Here is a 23566-nt window from a genome sequence, read left to right as displayed (position 1 = left end):
GGAAAGGAACGGGTCAGCGTTGGGTCGCGCCTTCAGGACTGCTCATCGCCAGCCAGAGGGCCAGTGCGACGCGATCCTTCGGCGTGAGGGCGGTGTTCGAGATCTGCTGCAGGATGATCCCGCGGGTGCGGTTGGTCATGGATCCGGCGCAAACCAGAAGGTTCACGTGATCGACGAGAGAGACCGGATTGTCCGCCACCAGCAGCGCATCCAGGAAATCCATTGGGAACCTCCACTCCCATCCCGAGTTGAAGCCTTCGTGGAGATACTTCCACATCAGGTTCGGAAAGGAGATGGCGGAGTATGTATCCACGATCTGGAAGCCCGGACTGACAAGGCCACCATTCCGGATGTCTCCTGGCGCCTGATAAACCGGCGTGTAGAAGTTGAACACGCTCGGCGAATTCATCGGCTCCTGCTTGGTGTAGCCGTAGTAGTTCTCCTGCCAATTCCACCACACGAATTCCGGGTGCGATTCCGTGAGATGTCCCAGACGACCGAGGTGCATTGTCCGGATTACCGGTTCCCGCAGCTTGCCGTAGCTCGCGGACATGGGCTGCGAACGTGCTTCCGGATCCAGCAAGATGGCCTTCACCACCGCTGCCAAGTTTCCGCGCTGACCGCTGCCATCATTCACGAAGACATTTTGGATCCTCTGGATGTAGGCGGGTGAGGGATTGTCCGTGATCAGGAATTGGATCAGCTGCCGGCTGACGAAAACGGGGGTGTTCGGATGGCGGAAGATCGCGTCCACGGCATCACGGACGTCCTGCAATCCGTTCTCCGGTGAAGGATCACGCGCAGGAACGACGAATCCACCGGGGATCCGCTTCATCCCGAAGTCGTGGCGATCCGCATACATCACCATCGGCTTTGTGAAGTGTTCGTCTTCCCATCCGCCGCCTCCCCATCCATAGGGTGCGGCGAAGTAGAGCCCGGTGAAGACTCGTGCCATCTCCGTGATGTCGCCATTGTCGTAGGTCGGGATCGGTTCGTCATGACCGTTCAGCTTGCGGCTGCCATCGGGATTCAGCTCCCACAGGCCGATGCTGAAGAGCTGCATGAGCTCGCGCGCGAAGTTCTCGTCCGGATAGCGGGGGATCGAAGGGTCGGCCTTCTGGTTTCCCGCGTGGCTGAGGTACCAGCCCATCGCCGGATGCATCGCCACGTCGAGCAGCAACTCGCCATAGTTGCCGAGCGCATGGCGGGTCAGCATGTCGTAGTAGTTCGCCATCGCCTCCGGCTTCTCCTCCAGATTTGCATCGCGGCGGGAAACCACGCAGATCTGGGAGAGTGCGAAAGCCACGCGCTGCCTCAGTTGGTCCGGAGCACCGATCGCATTGCGGGCGAAGGGAGTCGTGACATTGTTGCCGAAGATGAAGTTATCGAGCTCGTTGTAATTGTAAGTCGGATCGATGTGATGGCCTCTGGCATCAGCCTTGATCTGCTGGATGTAGGGCGAGAGGTAGGAAGGCGGCAGCGAGATTTGCTGGTCGATCCAGCCTTGGTAGCCAAGAGAACGGACCTGCTCGATCTCTTCCGGCACGGGGCCGAAGGTCGACTGCATGAGAAAGCGGGAGGCATTCACCGCCGAAGGGGTGCCCGCAGAGGAAGAGCCGGGACTGCCTCCGTTTGCGGCAGAACCTTGCACTCGCTCGATCAAGGCCACGGCGTCACCGGAAAGCGGCTGGCCATTGGCCCGCGTAATCGTCTGCCCCATAGAGCTGCCGGAGCTCGGAGATGATCCCAGTACCTTCGCTTCGACCCAGTCCTCGACACCATCGCCATCGCTGTCGATGGGATTCACCGTGGCGCGGTAGTAATCTGCTCCCGGGTTCAAGCTGGCGGAGGGAATCGTGATCCGGCGCAGACCTCCGGAAACACTCGGCGCAGGTAATCCTGTCACAGGCTGCCAAGAGGCAAGCGCGTTACTCCGTTCGACTCCATGGGCCTTGTAAGGAAGATCCGTCCATGCCAACGCGAGGCCATCCCCGGTCGGTGAGGCCCAGAGCTCGAGGTGGGATGCCGCATCATCCGGATCCGTCCCTGCCTGGCTTTCTTCCAGATTGCTCATCCCATCGCCATCATCGTCCGCGCCCGGCAAGCGAGCGGTCGCGCCGGACCAGAGCATCCAGGCATCGGAAAGCCCGTCTCCATCCAGATCCGCGATGTTACCGGTGAACTCGAAGCCCGCCGGTTTGCTGGAGGCGGAAAGGGGATTCGCGTTGTTGTCGAGTTCCAGCCCGTCGTTGGCGCCATCGTGGTCGCTATCGCTTTCGCGGGGATTCGTGCCGGCCAGATACTCGCGAAGATTGCTCAGGCCATCGCTGTCCGCATCCTGTGACGCGTCGCTGGCACTCGCGGGGTTAAAGCCGTGGGCCGTTTCCCAGGCATCCGGCATTCCGTCGCTATCGCCGTCGGGCGTGCCCACCGGGTCCGGTGTGATGAAGGCGGTGACACCGGGCTCGATCCGAACGTCGAAGGCATCTTCGACTCCGGTGGCATTGGTCCAGTTCGTGGTCCCGTTCATCAGGGATGCCTCGGTTGCGACGGCGTTGGCCCAGGTCTTGGAAGCCAGTGTCACCGGGGCGTTTGGATTGCTGAGGTCCGCGAGCAGGAAATTCAGCGTCCATGAATTGCTGCCGTTCGCCGCGCGTACCGCAGCGAATTCCATCCGCAGCGGCTTCGAATCGTCCGCTGCACCGAATCCGCTGAAGCCATAGTTCTTCGTCTGGTCCGTTGCGGCGTTCCAATCACCGTCCCAGAAACCGGAGTTGTTTTGTCCGGCAACATGGAAGACGCCTTCGATGCAGCGGAAGCGGTGCGTCAGCTTTCCGTTGATGTAGCGCAGGCCGATCCCTACCTCCTTGCTCCAGCCCCCGGCGTCGATCTGGGCGACGGCCTCGCAGAGCATGGCCTCATCGGTCGGCAGGGCGCCGAGCATCGACTGCGGGTGATTCCAAAGCAGCCGGATATTATCGATCCGCCATCGCCAGGTGTTGGTGGCCGCATCCCATACCGGGCAGGAGGGCGGGAAATTGGTAGCCGACATCGGATTCGATCCGTAGAGCCGCTCTACCGCATCGGAATAGTTGTCGTTGTCGCTATCGGCGTCGTTGGGGAGGGAGGTGAAAGGTCTTCCCTCGACCTCGCTGCCATCGGTCAGCGTGTCGTTGTCGCTATCAGGATCGAGCGGTGAAGTTCCATGTGCGGCCTCCGCGCCATCGGCCAAGCCGTCCTTGTCGGTATCGGGGTCGTGGGGATCGCACCCGGCGGAGAGCTCCGCCTGGTTGGTCATCCCGTCGTTGTCGGCATCCGTACTTGCGTCCGCCACCAAGGGATTGAAGCGATGCTCGATCTCTGTCGCATCCTTCATCCCGTCGCCATCGGTATCCGTGCCGCTATCGATGATCTGGATCCCGTGGATGCAAACCGGGGTCGTCAGCGATGAGGTGACGCTTACCGTCTGGGTGGCTCCGCTCAGTCCCCGATAACGAACGAAATTACCGTGCGTCCGCGTGGCCTGAGAAGTCCCGGTTATCTCCGTGAAGCCGTGGAAGGGCGGGGCGGACGAGCTGTAGAAGTGCCGCTGCGTCGCGGCATTCCCATTCAGCTGCGCATAACCGGAATAAGCACCATTCGCCCGATCCGATGGATAGACGTAGCCGACATAGAGCAGCAGGTCATAGGTCGCGTAGGGGATACCGGTGAGCGATATCGTGGCAGGGGTGACCGTGCTCCCGTTGTTCTCGCTGCGGATCATCCCCGCGAAAAGCCGCTCGTCACCCGGCCCCTTGTGCAGGCCCTGGCTGGCAAAGTGATAAGTCCACGTGGCATTGGCAGTGGTGCTCTGGCCGCGATGGTTCTTCAGAGCGCTCATGCTGCCGCTGAGGCTGGTGCCGGATTCCCTCCACTGGGGAAGTCCGGGCGAGACATTCCACTTCGGCAAGCGGAAGTAGCCGGCAGCCTCACCCTCGGGCAGGGCCGCGGAGGTGAATGACTCCGGGATGAATTGCAGCCCGATCGCACCTGGGAAATCAAAAGGGACCGAAGCCGCGGAAGCCGGATTGCTTCCCTGCTCCAACTCGATCTTGTCCGGATGGCCATCGCCATCGGTATCTGCGAGCGCGGGATTCGTCGTCGTTTCCGCTCCATCCGCGATACCATCGCCATCGGTGTCATGGAGCAGGGGATTGGTGGCGGTCTCCGCGCCGTCGAACAAGCCGTCGTTGTCGCTGTCCGGATCGGTCGGATTCGTCCCGGCTTGGAATTCCTGGACGTTGGTCAGTCCATCGCCATCGGGATCCGGCGCAGCATCCGCGGCCGAGGCATCGCTGAAGCCGTAGGCATCCTCGAACCACAGCGGCATGCCATCGTTATCAGCATCAGTGAGGCTATCAGGATCGGCCTCCAGTTTCAGGTAATCGAAGCCGATGTAGCCGCCAGTTCCACCGCCGGTCCGCTCGACCTGCAGCACATTCGCACCGGCCACGGCATTCACCGCGGACGCCGGCAGGGTGAAGCTCAGGGTGCTATCCCATGTGATGTTGTTCCGGACGCCGACTGGCTGGCCGTTGAAGGTGATGCTTACATGGTGGGTGGAAAAACCGGGGATTGAACCGATCCCGTTCACCCAAGCTCCGCCGCTACGGAGATCCACCGTGACGCGCAGGCGGGATGTGGCAGCAGCCTGCGCTGCCGTGAGCTGGAAATGGACCCGGTTCCGGACATCGCCCTCGGTAATGGCGCGCTCGAAGTTCGCGATGTTCTCCGTGCTCACCGTGCCCACGCCCGCATAGGTTCCGGCGAGGTAGTAGTCATCATCCTTCGCCGTCCCAGACCCCGGGGGATTGTTCGGGCCGAAACTTTCTTGGGAGAACGGCGAGAGGTTCTCGTCGTCATTGCCAAGCTGCCAGACCGTGCTGAAAGCCGTGGCGAAAGCCTGATCCGCGAGGCAAGCGAGGATCGGTACCAGAAAGAGGTGTCGAGGCGGCCGGGACATAGCCGCGGGCGATCCTCCACAAATTAGCTTCCTTTGCAAATCAACGTTTCCGTCGCAAAAAGCCGGATCCTACCTGCCGGCCTGGATGCTGGAAATTTCGCCCGGGGTGAGTTGGTAGCGCTCCTGGACCTCCTGCCGGATCCGATTCAAGTCGCTGAGCCCGCCGGTTCCAGAGTAGTCCTCCGTGCTATCTCCTGAGGACACGATGTCCTTGTGCAGCACCTTCAGGAGTTCTGCTCGAGGGAGTGTGTCCAAGGCCTCATAGGACAAGGGGGCATTGCTGATCTTAAGCAGACCGAGGACATATTCGGCGCGCTCGGCTGGGGGGAGGCTGGTGATGGTGGCGGCACGCCCCTCCGCGGAGAAATCGTTCCGTCTGCTCAGGCTCCAAAGGTATTCTTTCCTCCGTTGGGCACTGAGGGAGGAGAGTTGTGCCACCGTCCATTCCACCCCCGCGATTTCGCCATCCTGAGCCATGGCCGCTGCCATCAGGGTGTGAAGAGATTCGGAATGATAATGTTCGTATTTCCCGGCCTGGAGAATGCCCTCCCTCACCGCCGCTGATGCCGCGTCGCGGTCACGCATGGCCCATCGGGACACCGCTTCACTCAGGCCGAGCTTGCCGCTGAAGCTCGCGTGAAGCTTGGCGAAGTCGAAATCTTCCGGATAGCTCGCATTTCGGAGCGGATTGGAAAGGTCGGCACCTTCAAACATGCCATAGGCGCGGATAACCTCGTCGACGCCGCGTTCCGCGGCGCCCTTCATCGCGATAGCCAGGAATTCATTGATCGTAGCGGATTTCCCGTGCTCGGCGTGATACTTGTTCATCCACGGCAGGGCACTCGCAGGGTCTTCCTGGAGAGCCCGTCTTAGCAGGCTTTTCGTCAGTGTTGCCCGCTCTTTTGGTTCCAAGCTATCGGCCCACTCAAAGGCGGCGATCCCGCGGCGTTGCCACAGTTCATCGACTGCGGCAGTGTAGAGATCTTGGTGGGGTTGCCGCTTCTTTCCTCCTTCGGTCATCCCTGCCAGGATGGTATATTGCTCCACGGCGATGGATTTGAGAGTGGCGGTGTCCACCCGTTCCAAGGAAGAGCGGAGTTTACCTGGTGCTCGGGCATCCGCCTGTCGGGAAGCCAGCAGGGATTTCAGATTCCTCTTCGGTTCTTTCTCTTCTTCACGGGCAGCGGACGACTTCCGGACTTCAGCCGACGGGATCGGCGCTTCGGGAGTTCCGGTTCTGATCGCCCGGCCTCCCCAAGCACCTCCGGCGAAGAGGGCCAGCGCGATGGTGGCGTGTGGCAGAGCCTTCATGGTTGGGGAATCAAGGCGCTGTCTCCATACAGGTGTTCCAGAATGGCCTTCACGCGTGTTGGCGCAGCGCCCCACTCTGCCAGCCGCGTCTGGAGCAGCTTCTGCGCCCCCGGCTGTAGCTGCCCGTTGAAAGACGAAGGACGGCGATCCAAGGTTTCCAACATGGCGAGCCGAGCCTCCGGATCCGGAAGGGTGGCCACCGCTTTTAGCCCGCGTTCGACGGAGGTCTCCTGATCTGAGAAGATGTCGCCGACGGCGGCATGGCGAAAGGAATCCTGCAGGGCAGGTATTTTCGCCGCTTCGATCCACACGGTCGCGTTCTCGCTGTCGTTCGGAAGATGATCGGCCTGGGCCTTCGCGAATTCGGCCTGTTGTTCCGCACTGAGCCCTTCGATTTTCCCGACCATCCACCGAATGGTGTCGACCGTTTCGGCATGGGGGGCTTCCCATGTCTCCTTGCGGAGATCCATGATGGCTCCCGTCCCCCGTTTCTCAAGCACCCACCGGAAAGCGGATTCGCGATCCCGGCTCGCCCATGCCTTGATCATCGGTTTCTCCATGGCCCCTAGGTCCAATGCCGCGAAATCCGGGGACGTCAGGACCGCTTCGAAGTCGAAGCCGGCTGCGATCTCCCCAGGAAAATCGAAAGATCGATCCGGCTCATTTTCCTTCAACTCCCGGAGTCGCGAGATGAAAGCGGCGGGTCCGCGGTCGGTAGCCTCGGAGATGGAGGCTTTGACCAGGAAGTTCGGGACCATTCCCTCGAATAACTCGGGGTGGGCTTTCGCGATCGCGATCGCCTCATTCAGTCTCTCCGGAAGAAGTCCGGTGAGAGCGAGGTCCGCGAATCGTCCCCGGATCTCGGGTGCTTGTTCGCTAGCCCACTGGAAGGCTAGCTCCGGATTTCGCTTCGCGAATTCCCGCTGTAGATCCGTGGCGATACTATGGTGGCTCGATCGCAGTTCGACATCCTGCATGGCCTCATTCAAGGCGGCCCGGATCTCGTCGTCCGTCCAACTGGCCACGTGCTTGGTAACGTTGGAGCCTTTGGGCAGCCCGGGTGGAGTCAGGGCCCGGCGTGCCTCGTCCAGCAACTCGTCCGGAGTGGGGACCGGGGAATTCTCCCGGGTTTCGCGGGCAGGGGAGGGAGAGGTGATCGCGACGCTGTCGGTTTCGGGCGGATCAGGTGTCAGTCCAACCGATGCCCAACCCACAATCAATCCTGCCGCAGGATAGGCGGCATAAGGCAGGAGCTTTCCGGGTCGGGGCATTTATCCCCCGAAGATAGAGGGACGATGTCCCGATGCCAGGTGGGACAGTGTGACAGAAATGGCCCCAACACTACTGGAGGAGAAGCTCGCTCGCTTTCCTCCGGTTCACGATGTCCGACGGACCCTGAGCTGGAAGGATCCAAGCGGGGTTTCATTGCCGTCTTCACACATGACAAGGATCAGCTCATCGTTCTCAACCCACCAGATTGCGCGTTGGCCGAAGCGCTTGCCGAGTCGGATGGCCTCCGGCTTTGACAAGCGGGCACCCCAGCCCGGCTCGCGGTGGGAAAGGTCGGGCGAGCAACCGGTCACGCGCAGGTACGGCAGTTGCCGTAATTCCAGAGAGCGGCGCAGCGCCTCATCGGCGAGATCATTCTCCCTCCGGGTGGCAGGACGATCCATCGGGTTCCACGCGGTGATGATCGCGAAGCTCGGCGGAAAGGCGGTGAATGCGCCCGGGATCTGGAAGACGGTTGTAAGATATTCTTGAGGAATAACCATGGCCTGGGAATTCGTGTTGTCCTACTCTAACCCTGATTTTTGACCGCGCCATGGCTTCTAGCGACGCACTTTGGAACGCCTGGACCAGCCGTTCGGGGTCTCTTTCCCTTCCCGGGATTGGCCTCGGAACCAAAGAAATACGAGTTGGTAGCGAGGATCAATCTGGTTTGCTTCCGCTCCAGAATCACGGTCTGACACCACGGAGCAACCGGCCTAGGGGCATGTCACTCGCGACGTGGCTTGCCGAACGGAATTTCCCGCTTTCGCCTGTATGGATCACGTCTCTCTGAGTCTCCCCGCTCGCAGTGGAGGGAGCGGCACCCCCGGACCGCTGATGAAGCGGATGCGGTTCAGGCGTTCTCCAGAGTTCAGACGCTCAGGCTGAAACGAGCGGCCGATGAATCATCAACTCCACGAACCTCCACCGGAAGAGATTCAATAGTCGCCGATCTGGTGCGTGGCTATTATGAAGGATCCGAGCCTTACGAAGTCAGATCCTACGGGAGCCGATAAAAGTTCTCAGTAGCTCTTGTTCCATAGCGCCATGTAGAAGCGTTCCGGATCCAGTCCGAGGGGAAGGCCGGATACTTGGCCGTCGCCTGTCTCCACGATCTTCCAACTGCCGTCCTCAAGAAGAGCGACATCGACCGTGACAAATGGAGAGAGGAATTGCCTCGCGATCGTGGTCCAGCGTCCGATCTCGTCCATCGGTCCTGGTGAGTTCCGGTCCGCTGGAACGAGGCACTCGCCCTGCCAGAAGAACAGGCGGGTTTCTTCGACCATCGGCAACCCGAGGATGTCGCGGCCTCGCTCCATAAAGGGCAGGAATTCTCGCAGGACCACGCCGCGGTTGAAAAGCTTGCCCCGTTCTTGGCGGAAGATTCGGAACATTTCTCCGAAGCGTTCACGACTGGTGCCTGCAGGAATGTAGCAAGCGTCTTTCCAGCGGGACTTTGCCGACTTCACCCAATCCTTGATGATCGCGTCGGCTCCGCGGAAGCCTTGGTAAAGTTGCCATGCGTCGTCCTCGTTGTCGCCCTCGATCCATTGGCTGCGGGCGGTGAGTCCCGCGGTGATCGGGTAGGCAAGCGGGAGGTAGTGGGCTTCATCGTAGCCATCCGGAGAGGTCAGTGGCTGGTAGCCGCGATCCGAGAGTCCGGCGTGGAGCAATCGATAGCGCTCGCCGGGCGCCATCCAGCCACGCATCAGAATCCGCCGGTCCTCGCCAGGCTCAGGCAGCATCTTCAGGGCTTTGACGATGTCTCCAGCCTCTAGGTCCTCATGGGAGTAGAGAGTGCAAGGAAAGCCCGCCAAACGGGCAGCTTCATACTCGCTCACGAAGTCGGGCTCGACTCGTCGGGGCGAAAAGGGTTCGCAGGGGAAGAGGAGGTTCATGAGATCCGGGGTGAGCGGGTTCGGTCCAGGGCGTCGTTGTGATGGTGATTGAAGATGCTCGCTTTCCTTGAGGATGCAGTGAGCCAGATTGGCAAGAAGGTCACGGTGAGGAGCCAGTGGGGAATCGAGAAGACGACAGAGCGGGATTGATAGAAGAGAGGAGGGTGAAGCTTCGTTCCGTCCACGGAATCGATTTCGTAGTGGAGGACCCCGGCCCTGAATTCTCCGCTTCTTTCTTTGCTATGGATCGCTCCGTAGAAGGGTGTTTGGGAGAAGGATCTTTCCCCCGCTCGCAATGGCACCTCGATATGCCGGCGGCTGAAGGAGATCTCGCCACCTCTGTGGATGATCCTTGTCTCGGAACTTCCGCTTCTGCTCCAAGTCCACTCCCGCATGTGGCGGAGTGAATCGGACCAAGCGGACAGAAGGCTCAAGAGAACGAATGCTCCGAGCCAGAAAATTGGAAGTCGAGCGAAGATCATGGGGCAATTTTCAATCTTGTTCCGCAATAAAAAAGCCAGTCCCGCATGGCGCAGGACTGGCTGGAGATTCGAGGTGAATGTAGAACTTGTTCTTATGCCTGCGGAGTGGGAGTGCCGGTGGCCGGCTTCTTCACGGTCTGGATGCGCAGATCGCGAAGTTGCTTGGCTTCGACTTCTGCCGGGGACTGGCTCATCAGGTCGCTGCCCTTGTTGTTCTTCGGGAACGCGATGACTTCGCGGATCGACTGCTCGCCGCAGATCAGCATCACGGTGCGGTCCAGGCCGAGGGCCAAGCCGCCGTGCGGCGGAGCGCCGAAGCGGAAGGCGTCGAGAATGTGGCCGAATTCCTCCGCGGCAGTTTCATCGGAAATGCCGAGCGCCTTGAACATGGCGGCCTGTAGCGGGGCTTCGTGAATACGGATGGAACCGCCACCGAGTTCGGTGCCGTTCAGCACCACGTCGTAGGCTTGCGCACGGAGATCGGTGGAGAGTTCGCCGTTCAGTAGCTTCTCCTCGTCTTCCTTCAGCGGGCGGGTGAAGGGGTGGTGCACCGCGACGTAGCGGCCAGTCTCCTCGTCGAAGGCAAGCAGCGGGAATTCCGTGACCCAGAGGAAGTTCAGCTCCTCGTTTCCTTCCAGCAGCTTCTGGTAGTCCGCACAGGCGAGACGTACGCGGCCTAGGATATCGCAGGTTGGCTCCCAGGCACCGGCTCCAAAGAGGATGAGGTCGCCGGGCTCGATATTGAGCTTGGCTTTCATCGCCTCGATTTCCTCCGGGGAAAGGAACTTGGTGATCGGGGAGCGCCAAGTATCCACGGTTTCACCGCGCACCTGGATGTAAGCAAGACCCTTCGCACCCGCTTGCACGGCGATCTGGGTGAGTGCTTCCACTTGGCCGGTGGTGATGTTGGAGAAGCCCTTCGCATTGATTGCCTTCACCGTCCCGCCGGATTGCAGCGCGCCGGAGAAAACCTTGAAGGTGGAATTGGCGAACACATCGGCGAGGTCGGTGATGTGCATTTCGAAGCGACGGTCCGGCTTGTCGGAACCGTAGGTGTTCATCGCTTCGCGCCAGGTGATGCGATCGAAGCTCGCCGGGATCTCAGTGTTGCGGGCTTCCTTGAAGACCCGTCCCAGCAGTCCCTCGACCAGCTTGATGATGTCGTCCTGGCCGACGAAGGACGCTTCGATATCGATCTGGGTGAACTCCGGCTGGCGATCGGCGCGCAGGTCTTCGTCGCGGAAGCACTTCGCGATCTGGAAGTATTTCTCCAAGCCGCCGACCATCAAGAGCTGCTTGTACTGCTGCGGAGCCTGCGGCAGTGCGTAGAAAGAGCCGGGTTGCAGACGGGATGGCACCAAGAAGTCACGCGCGCCTTCCGGCGTGGACTTGGAAAGGATCGGCGTCTCGATTTCGCAGAAGCCCTGCTCGTCGAGGAAGTCGCGGGTGGACTTGGTGACGCGGTGGCGCGTGCGCAGGTTGTGGGTGATCCGCGGGCGGCGGATGTCCAGATAGCGGTAGCGCATGCGCAGGTCCTCGTTCGACAGTTCCTTGTCGAGCTGGAAGGGGAGCACGTCAGCCTTGTTCACCACTACGAGGCTGGTGGCCACCAGTTCGATTTCGCCGGTGCCGAGCTTCTCGTTGATCGTGCCTTCGAGGCGCTTGGAAACCTTTCCGGTCACCTGGACCACGTCTTCGCCGCGCAGCTTGTGGCTGGCAGCAGCGGCCTCCGGGCTCTCCTCGGGGCGGAAGACGCACTGCGTCACGCCTTCGCGGTCGCGGAGGTCCACGAAGATCACGCCGCCTTGGTCGCGCACGGTATTCACCCAGCCAATCAAAGTGGCGGTTTCACCGATATGTGAGGAACGGAGTTCGTTGCAGTGATGTGTGCGCATGGCAAAAGTTGGGACCGGGATGAATAGGATGGATTGGATGGAAGGTCTAGAAGTGCGCTTCTTGTCAGCGCAGTGGATGGATTCGCTTAACTTCCACCTTTGGGTTTCCGAAATTGAGAATTAGTCCGGCGGGAAGCTTGGTGACCTTGAGGTAGGTCAGCATTTCAGCCAGTTCCCGGTCGCTGATGAATTTGATGGTTTTGGTGTCGATGACTACCTTGTCGAAAACAACGAGGTCAGGGATAAGCAAGTCTACTTGAGTGTCCTTGTAGTAAACCGGGTAGGCCTTCTGCTGATCGTAGGGGATTGATCGGAGCTGGAACTCCCTGACCATCGCATTTTCGTATGCTTTCTCACGAAGTCCGCAGCCGACTTCGTTCATGACTGCATAGCCAATCCCGATGATCGTTTCTGTGGCTGTTTCCAGATTCATCCCATCCATCCTATCTATCCCGGTCCTTCAAGCGAGGAGAGGGCCGTCGGGTTCCTTAAGGCGATCCTTCAGCCAGTCGGCGAGGCCGAGCACATGGCAGGGCTCCTCAATGCGGGAAGAGAGGACCTTCAGCTTGAGCTCCGGTAGCTCGCTGCCGATCACGAGGGCGAAGCGGGCTCCGCACTTCTCAGCGCTCTGGAACTGCTTGTTGATCTTCGCCGCGGTGAAAGGCAGGTCGCAGGAAATTCCGGCGTTCCGGAGTTCACTGAGGATTTCCAGTGCCTCGGGGCGCTTCGAGTCATCCGCCAGGACGAGATACACCTCACAAGCCGCGGCATTACGCTGCATCCAAGCCTCCATCAACAGGTCTGTGTGGGCGGTTTCCTCGATCAAGTTGCGGATCACATAGTCGCCCATCGCGAAGCCCGTCGCGGGCATCGAGACGGCACCATCGGAAATCGTTTCCACCAGCGTGTCGTAGCGACCGCCACCGGCCACCGCACGCATCGACTTCTTCGAATCGAAAACCTCGAAGACGACGCCGGTATAATAGGCAAGGCCGCGGACGATCGAAAGATCCAGCGAGAGGTACTCGCCCAAGCCGCGTGCGGTGAGTTCTGCTCGGATCGTTTCAAAGGACGCCGACGCGTTTTCCGGATTCGCGATGAAGTTGTTTACCTCCGCGCTGCTCAGACCGATGGCCGCGAGCTTCTGCTCCGTGACCTCCGGCTTCTCACGCTCCAGCTTGTCGATGATTTGCAGGAAATCGGTGATGCCTTCCTCTGGCACCCCGCGCTTCGTAGCGAAGTCCACCCATGCCTGTCGGTCGGACACGCGCACGATGAAATCACCCTTCTGGAAGCCGAAGGCGAGCATCGTATCAATTGCCAAAGCGATCAGCTCGGCATCGGCCTGCGGGCCTGCCTCGCCGACGATGTCGACATTGAACTGGAAGAACTCCCGGCCGCGGCCCTTCTGTGGCTTCTCGTAGCGGAAGCACTGGCCGATCTCGAACCACTTCAGCGGCTTCGGGAAATCCCGCTGGTGCTGCGCCGCCAGACGCGCCATCGAAGGCGTCACTTCCGGGCGCAGGGTCACGTCGCGGCCACCTTGGTCTTCGAAGCGGAAAAGCTGGGAGGAAAGCTCCCCACCCGACTTCTTCAGGTAGAGGGCGGTATCCTCCAGTAGCGGCGTCTCGTATTCCACGAAGCCGTAGCGGCGAGCCACGGAGCGCCAGGTCTCAAACAAATAGTTACGGGCCGCGGTGTCTTTCGGGAGAAAGTCGCGGAAACCGGGAAGTGCTTGGAGACGAGGACCTGCCATGAGCGGGCGGGGAGGATGCACGGCGGGAGGCAAGTAGCAAGTAGCGAGTAGCGGCGGAAACGGCCTCCCGGGCGGGGGAGCGATACCAAAATGCCTTTCCCCCTTGCTACTCGCTTCCGGCTACCCGCTACTCCTCCCCGTGCTCCGCACCCTCCGCGCCGTCGATTTTCGCTGTTTTTCCGGGCTTTCGCTGGAAATTCCGGCCGCAGGCGCGGTTTTCACGGGGGACAACGCCCAAGGGAAAACCTCCATCCTAGAGGCCGTTTGCATGCTCGTCCGCCTGCACTCGCCCCGCACCCGGCGGATGCCCGCCATGACCCGCATGGGCAGCGGCAGTGGCTTCGGAATCGCCGGGGAAGCATGGGAAATGGAGCGCCGCGTCCGCTGGCAGGGCGGCTTGGATTTGATGGTGGACGGCGAGCCGCGCGAAGGTCCCGGCACTTACCTCGCCGATGGCGGCTTGCTGGTCTGGATGGGAAATGAGGATCTCGATCTCGTCCGCGGTTCCGCCGAAGGTCGCCGCCGTTACCTCGATTTCATCGGCTCCCAAATCGAGCCCGGCTACCGCACGGCGCTCGCCCGTTACCGCCGCGCGCTGAAGGCGAAAAACCTCCTGCTGAAGGACCCGCGCCCTCGCGAGGAAGAGATCCGCTCCTATGAGGAAGTGATGATCGCCGATGGCAGCCTGCTGGTCGATTCCCGCGCCCGCATGGTTTCCCTGCTTTCTCCGCGGGCCTCCGCCTCCCAGCAGCAGGTCAGCGGGAAGGACGAAGCACTCGGTCTGGAGTATCGCCCAGCCGGCGGGGCTGACCTCCGTGCCGCGATGGAGCAAGCCCGCGAGCGCGAGCGCCGCCAGCGCCAGAGCTTCGTCGGACCGCATCGCGATGACCTCTTGCTCACGGTCAATGGACTCTCCGCCGCCGAGTTCGCCAGCGAAGGCCAGCAGCGAACCGTGGCGCTCGCGCTGAAGCTCGCCCAAGGCGAAGCCCTCGCCGCGGCCCGCGGCAGCCTGCCCGTCTATCTTATCGATGATGTCTTCGGCGAACTCGACCCCGGCCGCCGCAATGCCGTGCTCCATGCCCTGCCCGCGCACGCGCAAAAATGGATCACCACCACCCACCTCGGCTGGCTGGAAGAATCCCACGGCCTAGGTGGGATGAACCGCTATACGGTGAAGGCAGGGGAGATAAGCTGATCTTCAGGGATGTGAGAAGCCATAGCGAGCTTCGGGCGGCTTGCACCTTGGTCGCGCAGATTGCAGGGCATCATTCGATCAAGCGATACACTATCGAAGCAAGATGCCTCAATCTCCCGTGCTGCGGGCGGGAACTTCCCCGTCAGCACCTGCTGGCATCTTCCCTGCGAAAGATCCGGTCATCATGGACTCGATCAATCAGAACCAGGAGGAAGACAACCGCGCGGACCTCAGCGACCAAGCGGCCGTGGAGAAGATCAAGGAGCTCGTGGAAATCGCAGGCACCTGCTTTTTCTGCACCCGGGTCGGCACCGGTGAATCCAGCGGCTCCCGTCCCATGAGCGTTCGCGAGGTGGATGAGGAAGGGCGCCTGTGGTTCCTGAGCCCGGTCGACAGCCACAAGAACCAGGAGATCTCCGAGGATCCCTGCGTCTCTTTATTTTTCCAAGGTTCCAAGCACTCCGATTTCCTAGTGCTGCACGGCAGAGCCAGCATCTCCACGGACAAGGGGATCATCCGCGATCTGTGGAGCCCCTTTATCAAGACCTGGTTCACGGAAGGCATCGATGATCCGCGGATCACGGCAATCGCCGTGACTCCGGAAAGCGGCTACTACTGGGATACCAAACACGGCAATACCGTCGCCGGATTGAAAGTCATGATCGGGGCGATGATCGGGAAGACGCTCGACGATTCGATCGAGGGAGAGATCCGGCCCTAGCCTCCTCCAACAGCCGCCTCCGGCTCCGCGAGTTTCAGGCGCATCTCCTCGATCTCGCCCTTCCTGCTTTCGTCCCTGATCCGGTTCTCCATCTCTCCCGGATCCTTCTTCAGGTCAAAGAACTCCTCGTATCCGAATTCTGGCCAGCGGATGAACTTCGCGTCCTTCGTCACCCAAGCCTGCGAGCTTGGAATGCGCTCCTTGTTCGTGATGGTCGGATGTTCGTAGTAGAAAGCCTCCCGCCACTCCCGCGCATCGCCCCGATAGAGCGCCGAGAAATCCTTTCCCTGCATCGTCTGCGGAACCTTGGCTCCGGCCGCGTCCAGAAACATCGGTGCCAGATCCACATTCAGCACGAAGTGCTCATCCGTCATCCCCCGTCGCTCCGCAGGAATCCTCGCATCGCGCACGATCAAAGGAACACGGATGCTTTCCTCATAGGGATACCACTTGTCCGCCAGGCCGTGCTCGCCGTGGAAGTAACCATTGTCCGTCGTGAAGACCACGATGGTGCGATCCAGCTCGCCTTCCGCCTTCAACTCATCCAGCACACGACCGCAGACGGCATCCACCTCCGTTGCCATGCGGTAATAGTTCTTCATCATCGCCTGATACTTTTCCGGTGTGTCGAAGCGCCATTTCCAGCGCACCCGGCCCTCATTCGAGGGTGCCTGGAGAAAAGGCGGCAGCCTGCGCATCGCCTCATCCGTCGCCGTGGCAGGCACGGGAATCTTCACATTCTCGTAGAGCGACATGCTTTCCGGCTGCGGTAGATATTGCTGCGGATTCGCATCTTCCGCATGCGTCGCGAAGAAAGCCACCGTCAGGCAGAAGGGCTTGTCTTTCGGCCGTCCCTTCAGGAACTCCAGCGCATCGTCCTGATTCTTGCGGGTCACATGCACCTGCGATCCACCCGGCTGCATCAGCCAATGCCGGCCATCGTAAGCCCTGCCGAAATCGAATCGCCCCGCCGGAAACTTCCCGTTGTGCCACTTCCCGACGTGCCCGGTCCAATACCCGCTTTCCCTCAATAATGCCGGATAAGTCTGCTCCCAGGGCGTCTTGAACATGTCAAAGCCCCGGTTGCCATGACGCGACATCCACTGGCCCGTCAGCAGGGAAGATCGGCTCACCCCGCAGATGGAAGTCGTCACGCAGGCGCGCGTGAATCTTAGCCCCTCCTTCGCCAGCGCATCCAGATGCGGGGTCTTCACCACAGGATTTCCCGCGCAGCCCAGCGTGTCGTGCCGCCAGTCGTCCGCATAGAGAAGAAGGATATTCGGGCGGGCTTCCTCCGCTCGCGCCGCACCTAACATCAGAACCGCCAGCATCCACCTCATCACCCTTACTACGCTTCAAGCGTCGTGCTTTATCCCCGGAAGTGCAGCGCCAGCCAAACCGCATCGTTCGAGGCCGTCTCCACCCGATGCCGAACTCCCGCTGGGATCGTGAGGGCATCGCCCGCCTTCAGATTCAGGTCTCCGTCCTCGAACCTCAACAATGCCTCACCTCGGGCAAGCATCACCCACTCATCCCGCTCCTGATCATACCAGAAATCCGGCGGGCTCGCCTCGCCGCGGGAAACGATGTGCTCGAAAGTGAAAGCGCGGCCTTCCTGCAAGGTGGCGAAGCTCTCGCGCCCGGGCATTCCATCCGCAGGCGGAAACAGATTCGTGACGGTGGGTAGCGGCATGAAATCATCTCAGCTTGCCTCGCGTTCCGCCGCAAGGATCACGGCAGCCCTTTGTCCGGATCTATCACCTTTCACCACTTCCAAAGGCAACGGTTGAAAACCCCGCGGCGACCCGCTACCCCTCGCGCCGAGCGATGTCGAAACCGGGATTGAGTATCGAGGCCAGCCAGCGTGCCGTGCCGGAAGTCTCTCTCGGTGGGCGCCTTGCGGGCCTTTCCCTGTCGAAGCAAGTCGCCGTGCTCGCCTTCTGGCCGCTGCTGGAGCAGGTCCTCGCCTTCTGCGTCGGCTTCACCGACCTGCTGATCTCCGGACGCATCGGCGACGGCCATGACCGGGTCGCAATCCTCGATGCCATGGGGCTCGGCGGCTACGTCGGGTGGTTCTTCAATATCCTCCAAGGCGCCGTCGCCACCGGCGTCATGGCCCTTGTTTCCCGCGCCACCGGTGCTCGGGATAGCGACCTCGCGAAGCGCGGCCTCGGCCAAGGCGTCTGGCTCGGCATCGCGGCGGGCATGATGTCCCTACTCATTCTCCAACTCGGCATCCCGCTCCTGATCAAGGGCGTCGGACTCAGTCCGGAGGCCGCAAGACATGCCGAGGACTTCCTCCGCATCCTCGCCATCACCGGTCCCTTCAGCGGTGCCATGTTCGCCATCAATGCCGCCCTGCGCGGCGCGGGCGATACCCGCACGCCCTTCATCGGCATGTGTGTGGTGAATGTGGTGAACATGATCGTCAGCAGCCTCCTCGCCCTCGGCCCGGCACCCTTCGGCGGCCATGGCGTCGCGGGAATTGCCACCGGTACCCTCTGCGGCTGGATCGCCGGCCTGCTCACCGTTTCCCTGCTCCTCATCAGATCCAGCAGTCCGCTCGGCTGGAGCTTGGCCGGTCTCAGGCCTCACTGGGAAACGATGACCCGTATCCTCCGGGTCGGCGCACCCCAGTCGCTGGAGATCGGCTGCATGTGGGCCATCCACGCCTACGGCATCCACGTCATCGCCACCCTCCCGGGGGAGGGAAATCTCGGCGCGCACATCCTCGCCATCCGCGTCGAGTCGATGAGCTTCCTGCCCGGTTGGGCGATCGCCACCGCCGGCGCCGCGTTGGTGGGCCAATACCTTGGTGCCGGGTCGAAGGAAATGGCCATCCGCTCCGTGCGCCTCTGCTGGAAGGTCGCCGCCTCTCTCATGGGCTGCATCGGCATTCTTTTCATCTTCGGGCGGGATGCTCTCATCCAGCTGATGGCCCCGGATAGCGGCCATCTTCAGGAGGTGGCCTCTCCCCTCGTCCTGATCTGCGCCGCCGCCCAGCCCTTCTTTGCCACCTGCATTATCCTGAAAACCTCCATGCGCGGCGCGGGTGCCACGAATGTGGTCATGCAGTGGTCTTTCGGCAGCATGATCTTCTACCGGATCGGCGTCCTGTGGTGGTTCAAGGACCAGCCTTGGTTCGATCTCAGGGTGGTCTGGGTCGTCTTTTCTCTGGATCTCATCACCCAGGCACTCGTCTTTGCTTGGGTTCATTTCCGTGGTAAGTGGCTGAATGCAAGAGTTTAGAAGGCGCATGGGCTTCTCCCGCTTGTCGTGAAATTCCCCGTTTCCATCCGGCCGATCTGTGGTTAGATCCACCGGCGGGCGGGCTCCTCCTTTCCCGTTGACCGCACAGGATTTAGCCCCGAGTCTCCGCGCCCCATGTTCATCGACCACATCCGCATCTTCGCCCAGGCAGGCAACGGCGGGAACGGAGCCGTTTCGTTCCGCCGGGAAAAGTTCGTGCCTCGCGGCGGCCCGGACGGTGGCGATGGAGGAAAGGGCGGCGACGTCATCCTGATCGTGGACCCGTCCACGGACAATCTCCGCCAGTTCCACTATGACCCGAAGCTGATCGCCAAGAAAGGCGTGAATGGCGGCGGCGTGCGCAAGACCGGCAAGGGTGGCGACACCGTGATCGCGAAGGTCCCGCCGGGCACCGTCGTCTATCGCAGTAATGCCGCCACGGTCCAGGAAGCGGTGGAATTCGAGCGCGGCGATGAAGGCATCGACCTCGAGCCGATCGCCGACCTCACCGAGTACGGCCAGAAGTTCATTCTCTGCAAGGGCGGCAAGGGCGGTCTCGGCAACTCGAACTTCGCCACGCCGACGCACCGCACGCCGACCGAGTCGACGCCGGGCGAGGAAGGTGAATCCGGGGTCTTCTATCTTGAACTCCGGCGCATCGCGGACGCCGGCCTCGTCGGTTTCCCAAATGCCGGGAAATCCACGCTGCTCGGCAAGCTCTCCCATGCCCACCCGAAGGTGGCCGCCTATCCTTTCACCACGCTCCAGCCGAGCGTCGGCGTCGTCGAGTTCGGCGGCTTCCGCCGTTGCACCGTGGCGGACATTCCGGGCCTCATCGAAGGCGCTCACGAGAACCGCGGCCTCGGTCACGAGTTCCTGCGCCATATCACCCGCTGCCGTGTCCTGCTTTTCGTCGTCGATATGGCCGGAAGTGAAGGCCGCGATCCAATTTCCGATCTCGAGATCCTCCGCAAGGAGATCCGCGAGTATGATGAGGAACTCGCCCGCTTCCCATGGATCGTCATCGCCAACAAGATGGACATGGAGGGAGCCGAAGAGAACCTGAAGATCTTCGAAGGCCGCTTCCCGAAGGTGAAGGTGATCCCGATCTCCGCAGAGCTTGAAGAGGGGCTGGATGCCCTCAAGCTCTACTTGGATGACGAAGTCGGACACAAGGTCTAGCCCCACTCACTCCCTTCTCATCGGAGAAGGGGAGCTCGTCTTCATTTACGGCCACCAGTGGCGCGATGGCGTCATGACCGGCAAGCTGAACCACGCCGAGCCTGTCGGTGGAGGTGTGGTCTCGGGACGACTCCTTTCGATGTCGAATTTCCCCGTCATGGTTTCCGATGACGGGGAGGGTAAGGTGCGGGGAGAGGTCTATCGGGTGCACGGCGATTTGTCGGCGGAGCTCGATGGGATCATGCAAGAGGTGGCCCGACTCATCGGCAACGGAAGCTGTCGCCGCGGCAAGCTCATGGCCGCAGAGGTAAGAGGGAATGATCCGCCGATCGAAGTATGGACCTGGCTATGGGAGAACGTCGAGGGCCCGCAGGAGCTAGTTGCATCCGGTGACTGGCTGGACCGGCGAGCACCTCCTTGGTTCACCTCGATCGCATTGGGCTGCCTCTTCGCCTTCTTTCTCACCCCACTTGCAGTTTTGCTTCAGCCTCGCCCACCGGCGCCGGCTCCGCCCGGTGGGGAGATCTTCGCTTGGCTCCTGATGATCTTGGCCTTGCTTGCCCCCTTTGTCGGACTCGGCGCGGCGTGGTTCGCCCACCGTCGTAGCGAGCGGATGTCCGGCTGCCTGCTGTTCATTGTGGCGGGGCTCATGATAAGTTCCATGCTTGCCCTAGTCGCAGCGTTAGAGATGGTACGTTAGATTACCTTGATTCATCCATGTTGTCCGATGATCCCGGCACGGAACTCGTCTTTCTCTACGGCCATCAATGCCGCGATGGGATGATGGCCTCGAAGCTGGATCGCGCCGTGCAAGTCGGTCTCGGAACTGCTCGCGGCTCCCTGCTTTCCGTGGCCGGACTTCCGGTGATGGTTTCCGGAGACGGGCTGGGAAAGGTTCGCGGTGATGTTTATCGAGTGAATCGGAAGCTTCTGGATGAACTGGATGAGATCATGGCGGAAGCCGCACGGATCGTGGGGAATGGGAATTGCCGCCGCAAACGGATCACGGTGATCGAAGTGAGGTATGACCGGCCGCCGATGGAAGTATGGGTCTGGCAATGGGAGGACCTTGAGGGACCTCAGGAATTGATCAGCTCCGGAGACTGGGTCGACCGGCAGGCTACTCCTTGGTTCACCTTCATCGCGTTGACCTGCCTTCTAACTTGTACTTTGATTCCGGGGGTGATCTCAACTGCTGCCGCGCCCTCGGTTCCGGGGTTTGCTGCATTGTGGGTTTCTTTAGTGATCCTTGCCCTCTTGGCACCCCTTGCTGGCCTCGCGGCAGTCTACATCGCCCGCCGTCGCACCGAGCGGCTCTCAGGGTTCCTGATGGTGATTGAAGTCGGATTGCTGCTGGTATTGGTTCTGGTATTGCTGCAGGTAGGCAGCCTGGTGTTTCAGATGTTCCATTAGCCGGCGTCTTGGATCCTAATCGCGGGTGCGGGCATTCTACTTTGATTCGAAGTGATTGAATTCTGCCTGCCCATTCATGATGCTTGCTGACGATAAGAAAGAACTCGTCTTCCTCTACGGAGCCCAATGTCGCGACGGGATGATGGACTCGAAGTTGGATCGCGCCGAACAAGTCGGTGTCGGAATTGCCCCCGGTTCCTTGCTTTCCGTATCGGGGCTTCCCGTGATGGTCTCCGGAGACGGAAGAGGAAAGGTGCGAGGAGAGATTTATCGCGTCGACCCAAAGCTCCTGGGGGAACTCGATGCGATCATGGCGGAAACCGCACGGATCGTGGGGAATGGGAATTGCCGCCGCAAACGGATCACGGTGATCGAAGTGAAGTATGGTCGCCCGGCGATGGAAGTATGGGGCTGGCAATGGGAGGATTTGGAGGGACCTCAGGAATTGATCACCTCCGGAGACTGGATCGATCGTCAGACTGCTCCTTGGTTCACTGTTATCGCATTGGCCTGCCTTCTAGCTGGTCTCTTGATTCCGGGGGTATTTGCAGCTCTTGTCACTCCCTCGCTTCCGGTGCCCGTCGCGTTCTAGATTTGCCTGGCGATCCTTATTCTCCTGACTCCCTTTGCAGGACTCGGCGCTGCGTGGTTCGCCCATCGCCGTAGGGAGAGGATGTCCGGCTGCCTTTTGTTCATAGTTGCGGGCTTGTTGATGCCTTCGCTCTTGGTTCTGCTCGCCGTGTCGAAGAGATTTTTCTAACCCTTTTCGCCGGATTCATGCCGCTCGATGACCACAAGAATGACCTCATCTTCGTCTATGGTTCACTCTGCCGCGGCGGACCGGATGCCTTCCATATGGAAGAAGCGGAGCTTATCGCGCATGGACAGGTGGAAGGACGGCTCTATCAGATATCCGGTAGGCCCGCCGTGGTGCTCGGTCGCGGACAAGGATGGGTGAAAGGGGAGTTCTACAGTATCTCCCATGACCGGTTGGAGGCTCTGGATCAATATCACGGCACTGGCGAATCATGCAAACGCCTACACATCCCCGTCGAGGGGTGGACGAAGCTGGGACGGGGCGAAAGAGTATGGACTTGGGAGTGGACAGCGCCTGTCAGTGGCAGCCGGTCGATCGCTTCGGGAGACTGGATGGACTATCTCTTTCCTTGGACACCACCGTGGTTTGCGTGGATTGGAACCTCCTGTTTTATAGGGGCTCCCGTAGTCTGCTGGGTAGGCATGATTGCTCTTTTTATTGGAGGCCGCTGGCAGGTGACTTGCGGCGTCGTAGCCCTTGTTGCTTCAGTTCTATGCCCTGTGGTTGGATTGTGGGCAGTATCCATCGGCGCACGACGGAGGGAGCGCTGGCGGATCTTTCGCGGGATTATCACCGGACTTCTCATTCTTGAGGGTTTGGCGGCGCTTGCGTGCGTTGGGTACTTTCTCTTCGAGGATTTTAGCTAGAGCATTTTATCATCAGCCATGTCGCCTGATGACGATAAGAAAGAACTCGTCTTCCTCTACGGAGTGCTGCGCCGTGGAGCACCGGAAAACTACCGGATGGCTGAAGCAGAATTCGTATGCCCGGCGCTCGTTCAAGGAAGGCTTCATAAAATCGGGCTGTCACCCGCCTTGGTAACGTCAGTATCGGGCGGCTTCGTGAGGGGGGATCTCTATCGCTGCGACCCCGAACTGTTGGGCGAGATCGCTGCCGCCGAGCTTCCCGATGTGGAAAGAAAAGCCGGTCGTTTTCGCAAAGTGATCGTCAAGGTCCGCCCCTATAATCTCGGCCAAGCCGAAATCGATGCATGGACTTGGGAGTGGACCGGTCCTGAGCAAGGATATCCCGTCCTGGAAGTTGGTGATTGGGTAGAGAACTGTATTCCACGGCAGACTCCGATGTTCACTGCCATCGCATTGCTCTGTTTGCTTTTTATTCCCGGGCTGCTGCTTTCCGTCCCGCTTGTTCCTCGCCGTAGCATCGGATCCCAAGCCGCTTTTATGGTCTTGTCGGTCTTTTGGCTGCTTTCCCCGGTTGCGGGCTTGGGATCACTGTGGATTGCCGGGAAGCGGCGTGAGCGTTGGCAAGAGGGGCGACTTGCTCTCTGGGTGCTTCTTGCCATCGCCTCGATTCCGGCTCTCATCGTCGCGCTCGCGGCGTTGATGGAGCTGGTGAAATCGTTGGGATGAGGC

At 60.7% G+C, this 23566-nt stretch carries 19 protein-coding genes; 9 read left to right on the top strand and 10 right to left on the bottom strand.

What is annotated here, in order from left to right; genetic code table 11:
* Positions 1 to 13 precede the first annotated feature (13 nt).
* From HHL09_RS05800 to hisS, 8 genes are all read right to left on the bottom strand, one after another.
* Positions 14 to 5002, bottom strand: coding sequence for a DUF1800 domain-containing protein (locus HHL09_RS05800; protein WP_169453624.1), 4989 nt, complete (start codon positions 5000 to 5002; stop codon positions 14 to 16).
* Positions 5003 to 5071: 69 nt separating this feature from the next.
* Entirely contained in the window at positions 5072 to 6313 is a 1242-nt protein-coding gene (locus HHL09_RS05795) for a hypothetical protein (RefSeq protein WP_169453623.1), read from the bottom strand.
* Positions 6310 to 7584, bottom strand: a complete 1275-nt coding sequence (locus HHL09_RS05790) for a hypothetical protein (RefSeq protein ID WP_169453622.1) — start codon at positions 7582 to 7584, stop codon at positions 6310 to 6312. Before HHL09_RS05790 ends, HHL09_RS05795 begins: the two co-directional genes overlap by 4 nt.
* A 105-nt stretch (positions 7585 to 7689) precedes the next feature.
* Entirely contained in the window at positions 7690 to 8085 is a 396-nt protein-coding gene (locus HHL09_RS05785) for a DUF3293 domain-containing protein (protein ID WP_169453621.1), read from the bottom strand.
* A 519-nt stretch (positions 8086 to 8604) separates the two neighbouring features.
* Positions 8605 to 9480, bottom strand: coding sequence for an ATP-grasp domain-containing protein (locus tag HHL09_RS05780; RefSeq protein WP_169453620.1), 876 nt, complete (start codon positions 9478 to 9480; stop codon positions 8605 to 8607).
* A 574-nt stretch (positions 9481 to 10054) separates the two neighbouring features.
* Positions 10055 to 11857 (bottom strand): aspartate--tRNA ligase, encoded by a 1803-nt coding sequence (gene aspS, locus HHL09_RS05775; RefSeq protein ID WP_169453619.1) that lies wholly within the window; start codon positions 11855 to 11857, stop codon positions 10055 to 10057.
* Positions 11858 to 11921: 64 nt separating this feature from the next.
* On the bottom strand, positions 11922 to 12290 hold the full coding sequence (locus HHL09_RS05770; protein ID WP_205760985.1) for a GxxExxY protein: 369 nt from the start codon (positions 12288 to 12290) through the stop codon (positions 11922 to 11924).
* 27 nt (positions 12291 to 12317) lie between these two features.
* The gene (hisS, locus tag HHL09_RS05765; RefSeq protein ID WP_169453617.1) at positions 12318 to 13613 is read right to left on the bottom strand and encodes a histidine--tRNA ligase; all 1296 of its coding nucleotides are present in this window, start codon (positions 13611 to 13613) and stop codon (positions 12318 to 12320) included.
* 139 nt (positions 13614 to 13752) lie between these two features.
* On the opposite strand from hisS, the gene recF reads away from it, so the two are divergent.
* Together recF and HHL09_RS05755 are read left to right on the top strand one after the other, a co-directional pair.
* Positions 13753 to 14808, top strand: a complete 1056-nt coding sequence (recF, locus tag HHL09_RS05760; RefSeq protein WP_169453616.1) for a DNA replication/repair protein RecF — start codon at positions 13753 to 13755, stop codon at positions 14806 to 14808.
* Between the two features lie 184 nt (positions 14809 to 14992).
* Complete coding sequence (locus HHL09_RS05755; protein ID WP_169457684.1) at positions 14993 to 15529, top strand: pyridoxamine 5'-phosphate oxidase family protein; 537 nt, start codon at positions 14993 to 14995, stop codon at positions 15527 to 15529.
* Here HHL09_RS05755 and HHL09_RS05750 read toward each other — a convergent pair.
* Positions 15526 to 16869 (bottom strand): sulfatase family protein, encoded by a 1344-nt coding sequence (locus HHL09_RS05750; protein WP_169453615.1) that lies wholly within the window; start codon positions 16867 to 16869, stop codon positions 15526 to 15528. The genes HHL09_RS05755 and HHL09_RS05750 overlap by 4 nt on opposite strands.
* Before the next feature lie 29 nt (positions 16870 to 16898).
* Positions 16899 to 17222, bottom strand: a complete 324-nt coding sequence (locus tag HHL09_RS05745; RefSeq protein ID WP_169453614.1) for a cupin domain-containing protein — start codon at positions 17220 to 17222, stop codon at positions 16899 to 16901.
* A gap of 14 nt (positions 17223 to 17236) precedes the next feature.
* On the opposite strand from HHL09_RS05745, the gene HHL09_RS05740 reads away from it, so the two are divergent.
* The 7 genes from HHL09_RS05740 to HHL09_RS05710 all read left to right on the top strand — a co-directional run bounded on the left by HHL09_RS05740 (position 17237) and on the right by HHL09_RS05710 (position 23563).
* Positions 17237 to 18778 (top strand): MATE family efflux transporter, encoded by a 1542-nt coding sequence (locus tag HHL09_RS05740; RefSeq protein WP_169453613.1) that lies wholly within the window; start codon positions 17237 to 17239, stop codon positions 18776 to 18778.
* A 135-nt stretch (positions 18779 to 18913) separates the two neighbouring features.
* Positions 18914 to 19960 carry a GTPase ObgE gene (obgE, locus tag HHL09_RS05735; protein WP_169453611.1) on the top strand — a complete coding sequence of 349 codons (1047 nt, stop codon included), beginning with the start codon at positions 18914 to 18916 and terminating at the stop codon, positions 19958 to 19960.
* Positions 19935 to 20660, top strand: coding sequence for a gamma-glutamylcyclotransferase family protein (locus HHL09_RS05730; RefSeq protein WP_169453609.1), 726 nt, complete (start codon positions 19935 to 19937; stop codon positions 20658 to 20660). Before obgE ends, HHL09_RS05730 begins: the two co-directional genes overlap by 26 nt.
* Positions 20661 to 20677: 17 nt before the next feature.
* The gene (locus tag HHL09_RS05725) at positions 20678 to 21373 is read left to right on the top strand and encodes a gamma-glutamylcyclotransferase family protein (RefSeq protein WP_169453607.1); all 696 of its coding nucleotides are present in this window, start codon (positions 20678 to 20680) and stop codon (positions 21371 to 21373) included.
* 76 nt (positions 21374 to 21449) lie between these two features.
* Positions 21450 to 21965: a gamma-glutamylcyclotransferase family protein gene (locus HHL09_RS05720; RefSeq protein WP_169453605.1), complete on the top strand. Its 516-nt coding sequence runs from the start codon at positions 21450 to 21452 to the stop codon at positions 21963 to 21965.
* Positions 21966 to 22150: 185 nt separating this feature from the next.
* A complete protein-coding gene (locus tag HHL09_RS26825) occupies positions 22151 to 22837 on the top strand; it encodes a gamma-glutamylcyclotransferase family protein (RefSeq protein WP_169453603.1) in 687 nt (228 codons plus the stop codon).
* A gap of 18 nt (positions 22838 to 22855) precedes the next feature.
* Positions 22856 to 23563 (top strand): gamma-glutamylcyclotransferase family protein, encoded by a 708-nt coding sequence (locus HHL09_RS05710; RefSeq protein WP_169453601.1) that lies wholly within the window; start codon positions 22856 to 22858, stop codon positions 23561 to 23563.
* Positions 23564 to 23566 lie beyond the last annotated feature (3 nt).

It is taken from the genome of Luteolibacter luteus (assembly GCF_012913485.1).
In the GTDB taxonomy this organism is placed as follows: Bacteria; Verrucomicrobiota; Verrucomicrobiia; order Verrucomicrobiales; family Akkermansiaceae; genus Haloferula; species Haloferula lutea.
The sequence above is the reverse complement of the archived record's forward strand: the minus strand, read 5'-3'. Positions and strand labels throughout refer to the sequence as shown.

What these genes read in the sequence shown, in the direction of transcription:
- HHL09_RS05800 (WP_169453624.1), bottom strand. Translation starts at nt 5,002, where the DNA reads ATGTCCCGGCCGCCTCGACACCTCTTTCTGGTACCGATCCTCGCTTGC.
- HHL09_RS05795 (WP_169453623.1), bottom strand. Translation starts at nt 6,313, where the DNA reads ATGAAGGCTCTGCCACACGCCACCATCGCGCTGGCCCTCTTCGCCGGA.
- HHL09_RS05790 (WP_169453622.1), bottom strand. Translation starts at nt 7,584, where the DNA reads ATGCCCCGACCCGGAAAGCTCCTGCCTTATGCCGCCTATCCTGCGGCA.
- HHL09_RS05785 (WP_169453621.1), bottom strand. Translation starts at nt 8,085, where the DNA reads ATGGTTATTCCTCAAGAATATCTTACAACCGTCTTCCAGATCCCGGGC.
- HHL09_RS05780 (WP_169453620.1), bottom strand. Translation starts at nt 9,480, where the DNA reads ATGAACCTCCTCTTCCCCTGCGAACCCTTTTCGCCCCGACGAGTCGAG.
- aspS (WP_169453619.1), bottom strand. Translation starts at nt 11,857, where the DNA reads ATGCGCACACATCACTGCAACGAACTCCGTTCCTCACATATCGGTGAA.
- HHL09_RS05770 (WP_205760985.1), bottom strand. Translation starts at nt 12,290, where the DNA reads ATGAATCTGGAAACAGCCACAGAAACGATCATCGGGATTGGCTATGCA.
- hisS (WP_169453617.1), bottom strand. Translation starts at nt 13,613, where the DNA reads ATGGCAGGTCCTCGTCTCCAAGCACTTCCCGGTTTCCGCGACTTTCTC.
- HHL09_RS05755 (WP_169457684.1), top strand. Translation starts at nt 14,993, where the DNA reads ATGGACTCGATCAATCAGAACCAGGAGGAAGACAACCGCGCGGACCTC.
- HHL09_RS05750 (WP_169453615.1), bottom strand. Translation starts at nt 16,869, where the DNA reads ATGAGGTGGATGCTGGCGGTTCTGATGTTAGGTGCGGCGCGAGCGGAG.
- HHL09_RS05745 (WP_169453614.1), bottom strand. Translation starts at nt 17,222, where the DNA reads ATGCCGCTACCCACCGTCACGAATCTGTTTCCGCCTGCGGATGGAATG.
- obgE (WP_169453611.1), top strand. Translation starts at nt 18,914, where the DNA reads ATGTTCATCGACCACATCCGCATCTTCGCCCAGGCAGGCAACGGCGGG.
- HHL09_RS05730 (WP_169453609.1), top strand. Translation starts at nt 19,935, where the DNA reads ATGACGAAGTCGGACACAAGGTCTAGCCCCACTCACTCCCTTCTCATC.
- HHL09_RS05725 (WP_169453607.1), top strand. Translation starts at nt 20,678, where the DNA reads ATGTTGTCCGATGATCCCGGCACGGAACTCGTCTTTCTCTACGGCCAT.
- HHL09_RS05720 (WP_169453605.1), top strand. Translation starts at nt 21,450, where the DNA reads ATGATGCTTGCTGACGATAAGAAAGAACTCGTCTTCCTCTACGGAGCC.
- HHL09_RS26825 (WP_169453603.1), top strand. Translation starts at nt 22,151, where the DNA reads ATGCCGCTCGATGACCACAAGAATGACCTCATCTTCGTCTATGGTTCA.
- HHL09_RS05710 (WP_169453601.1), top strand. Translation starts at nt 22,856, where the DNA reads ATGTCGCCTGATGACGATAAGAAAGAACTCGTCTTCCTCTACGGAGTG.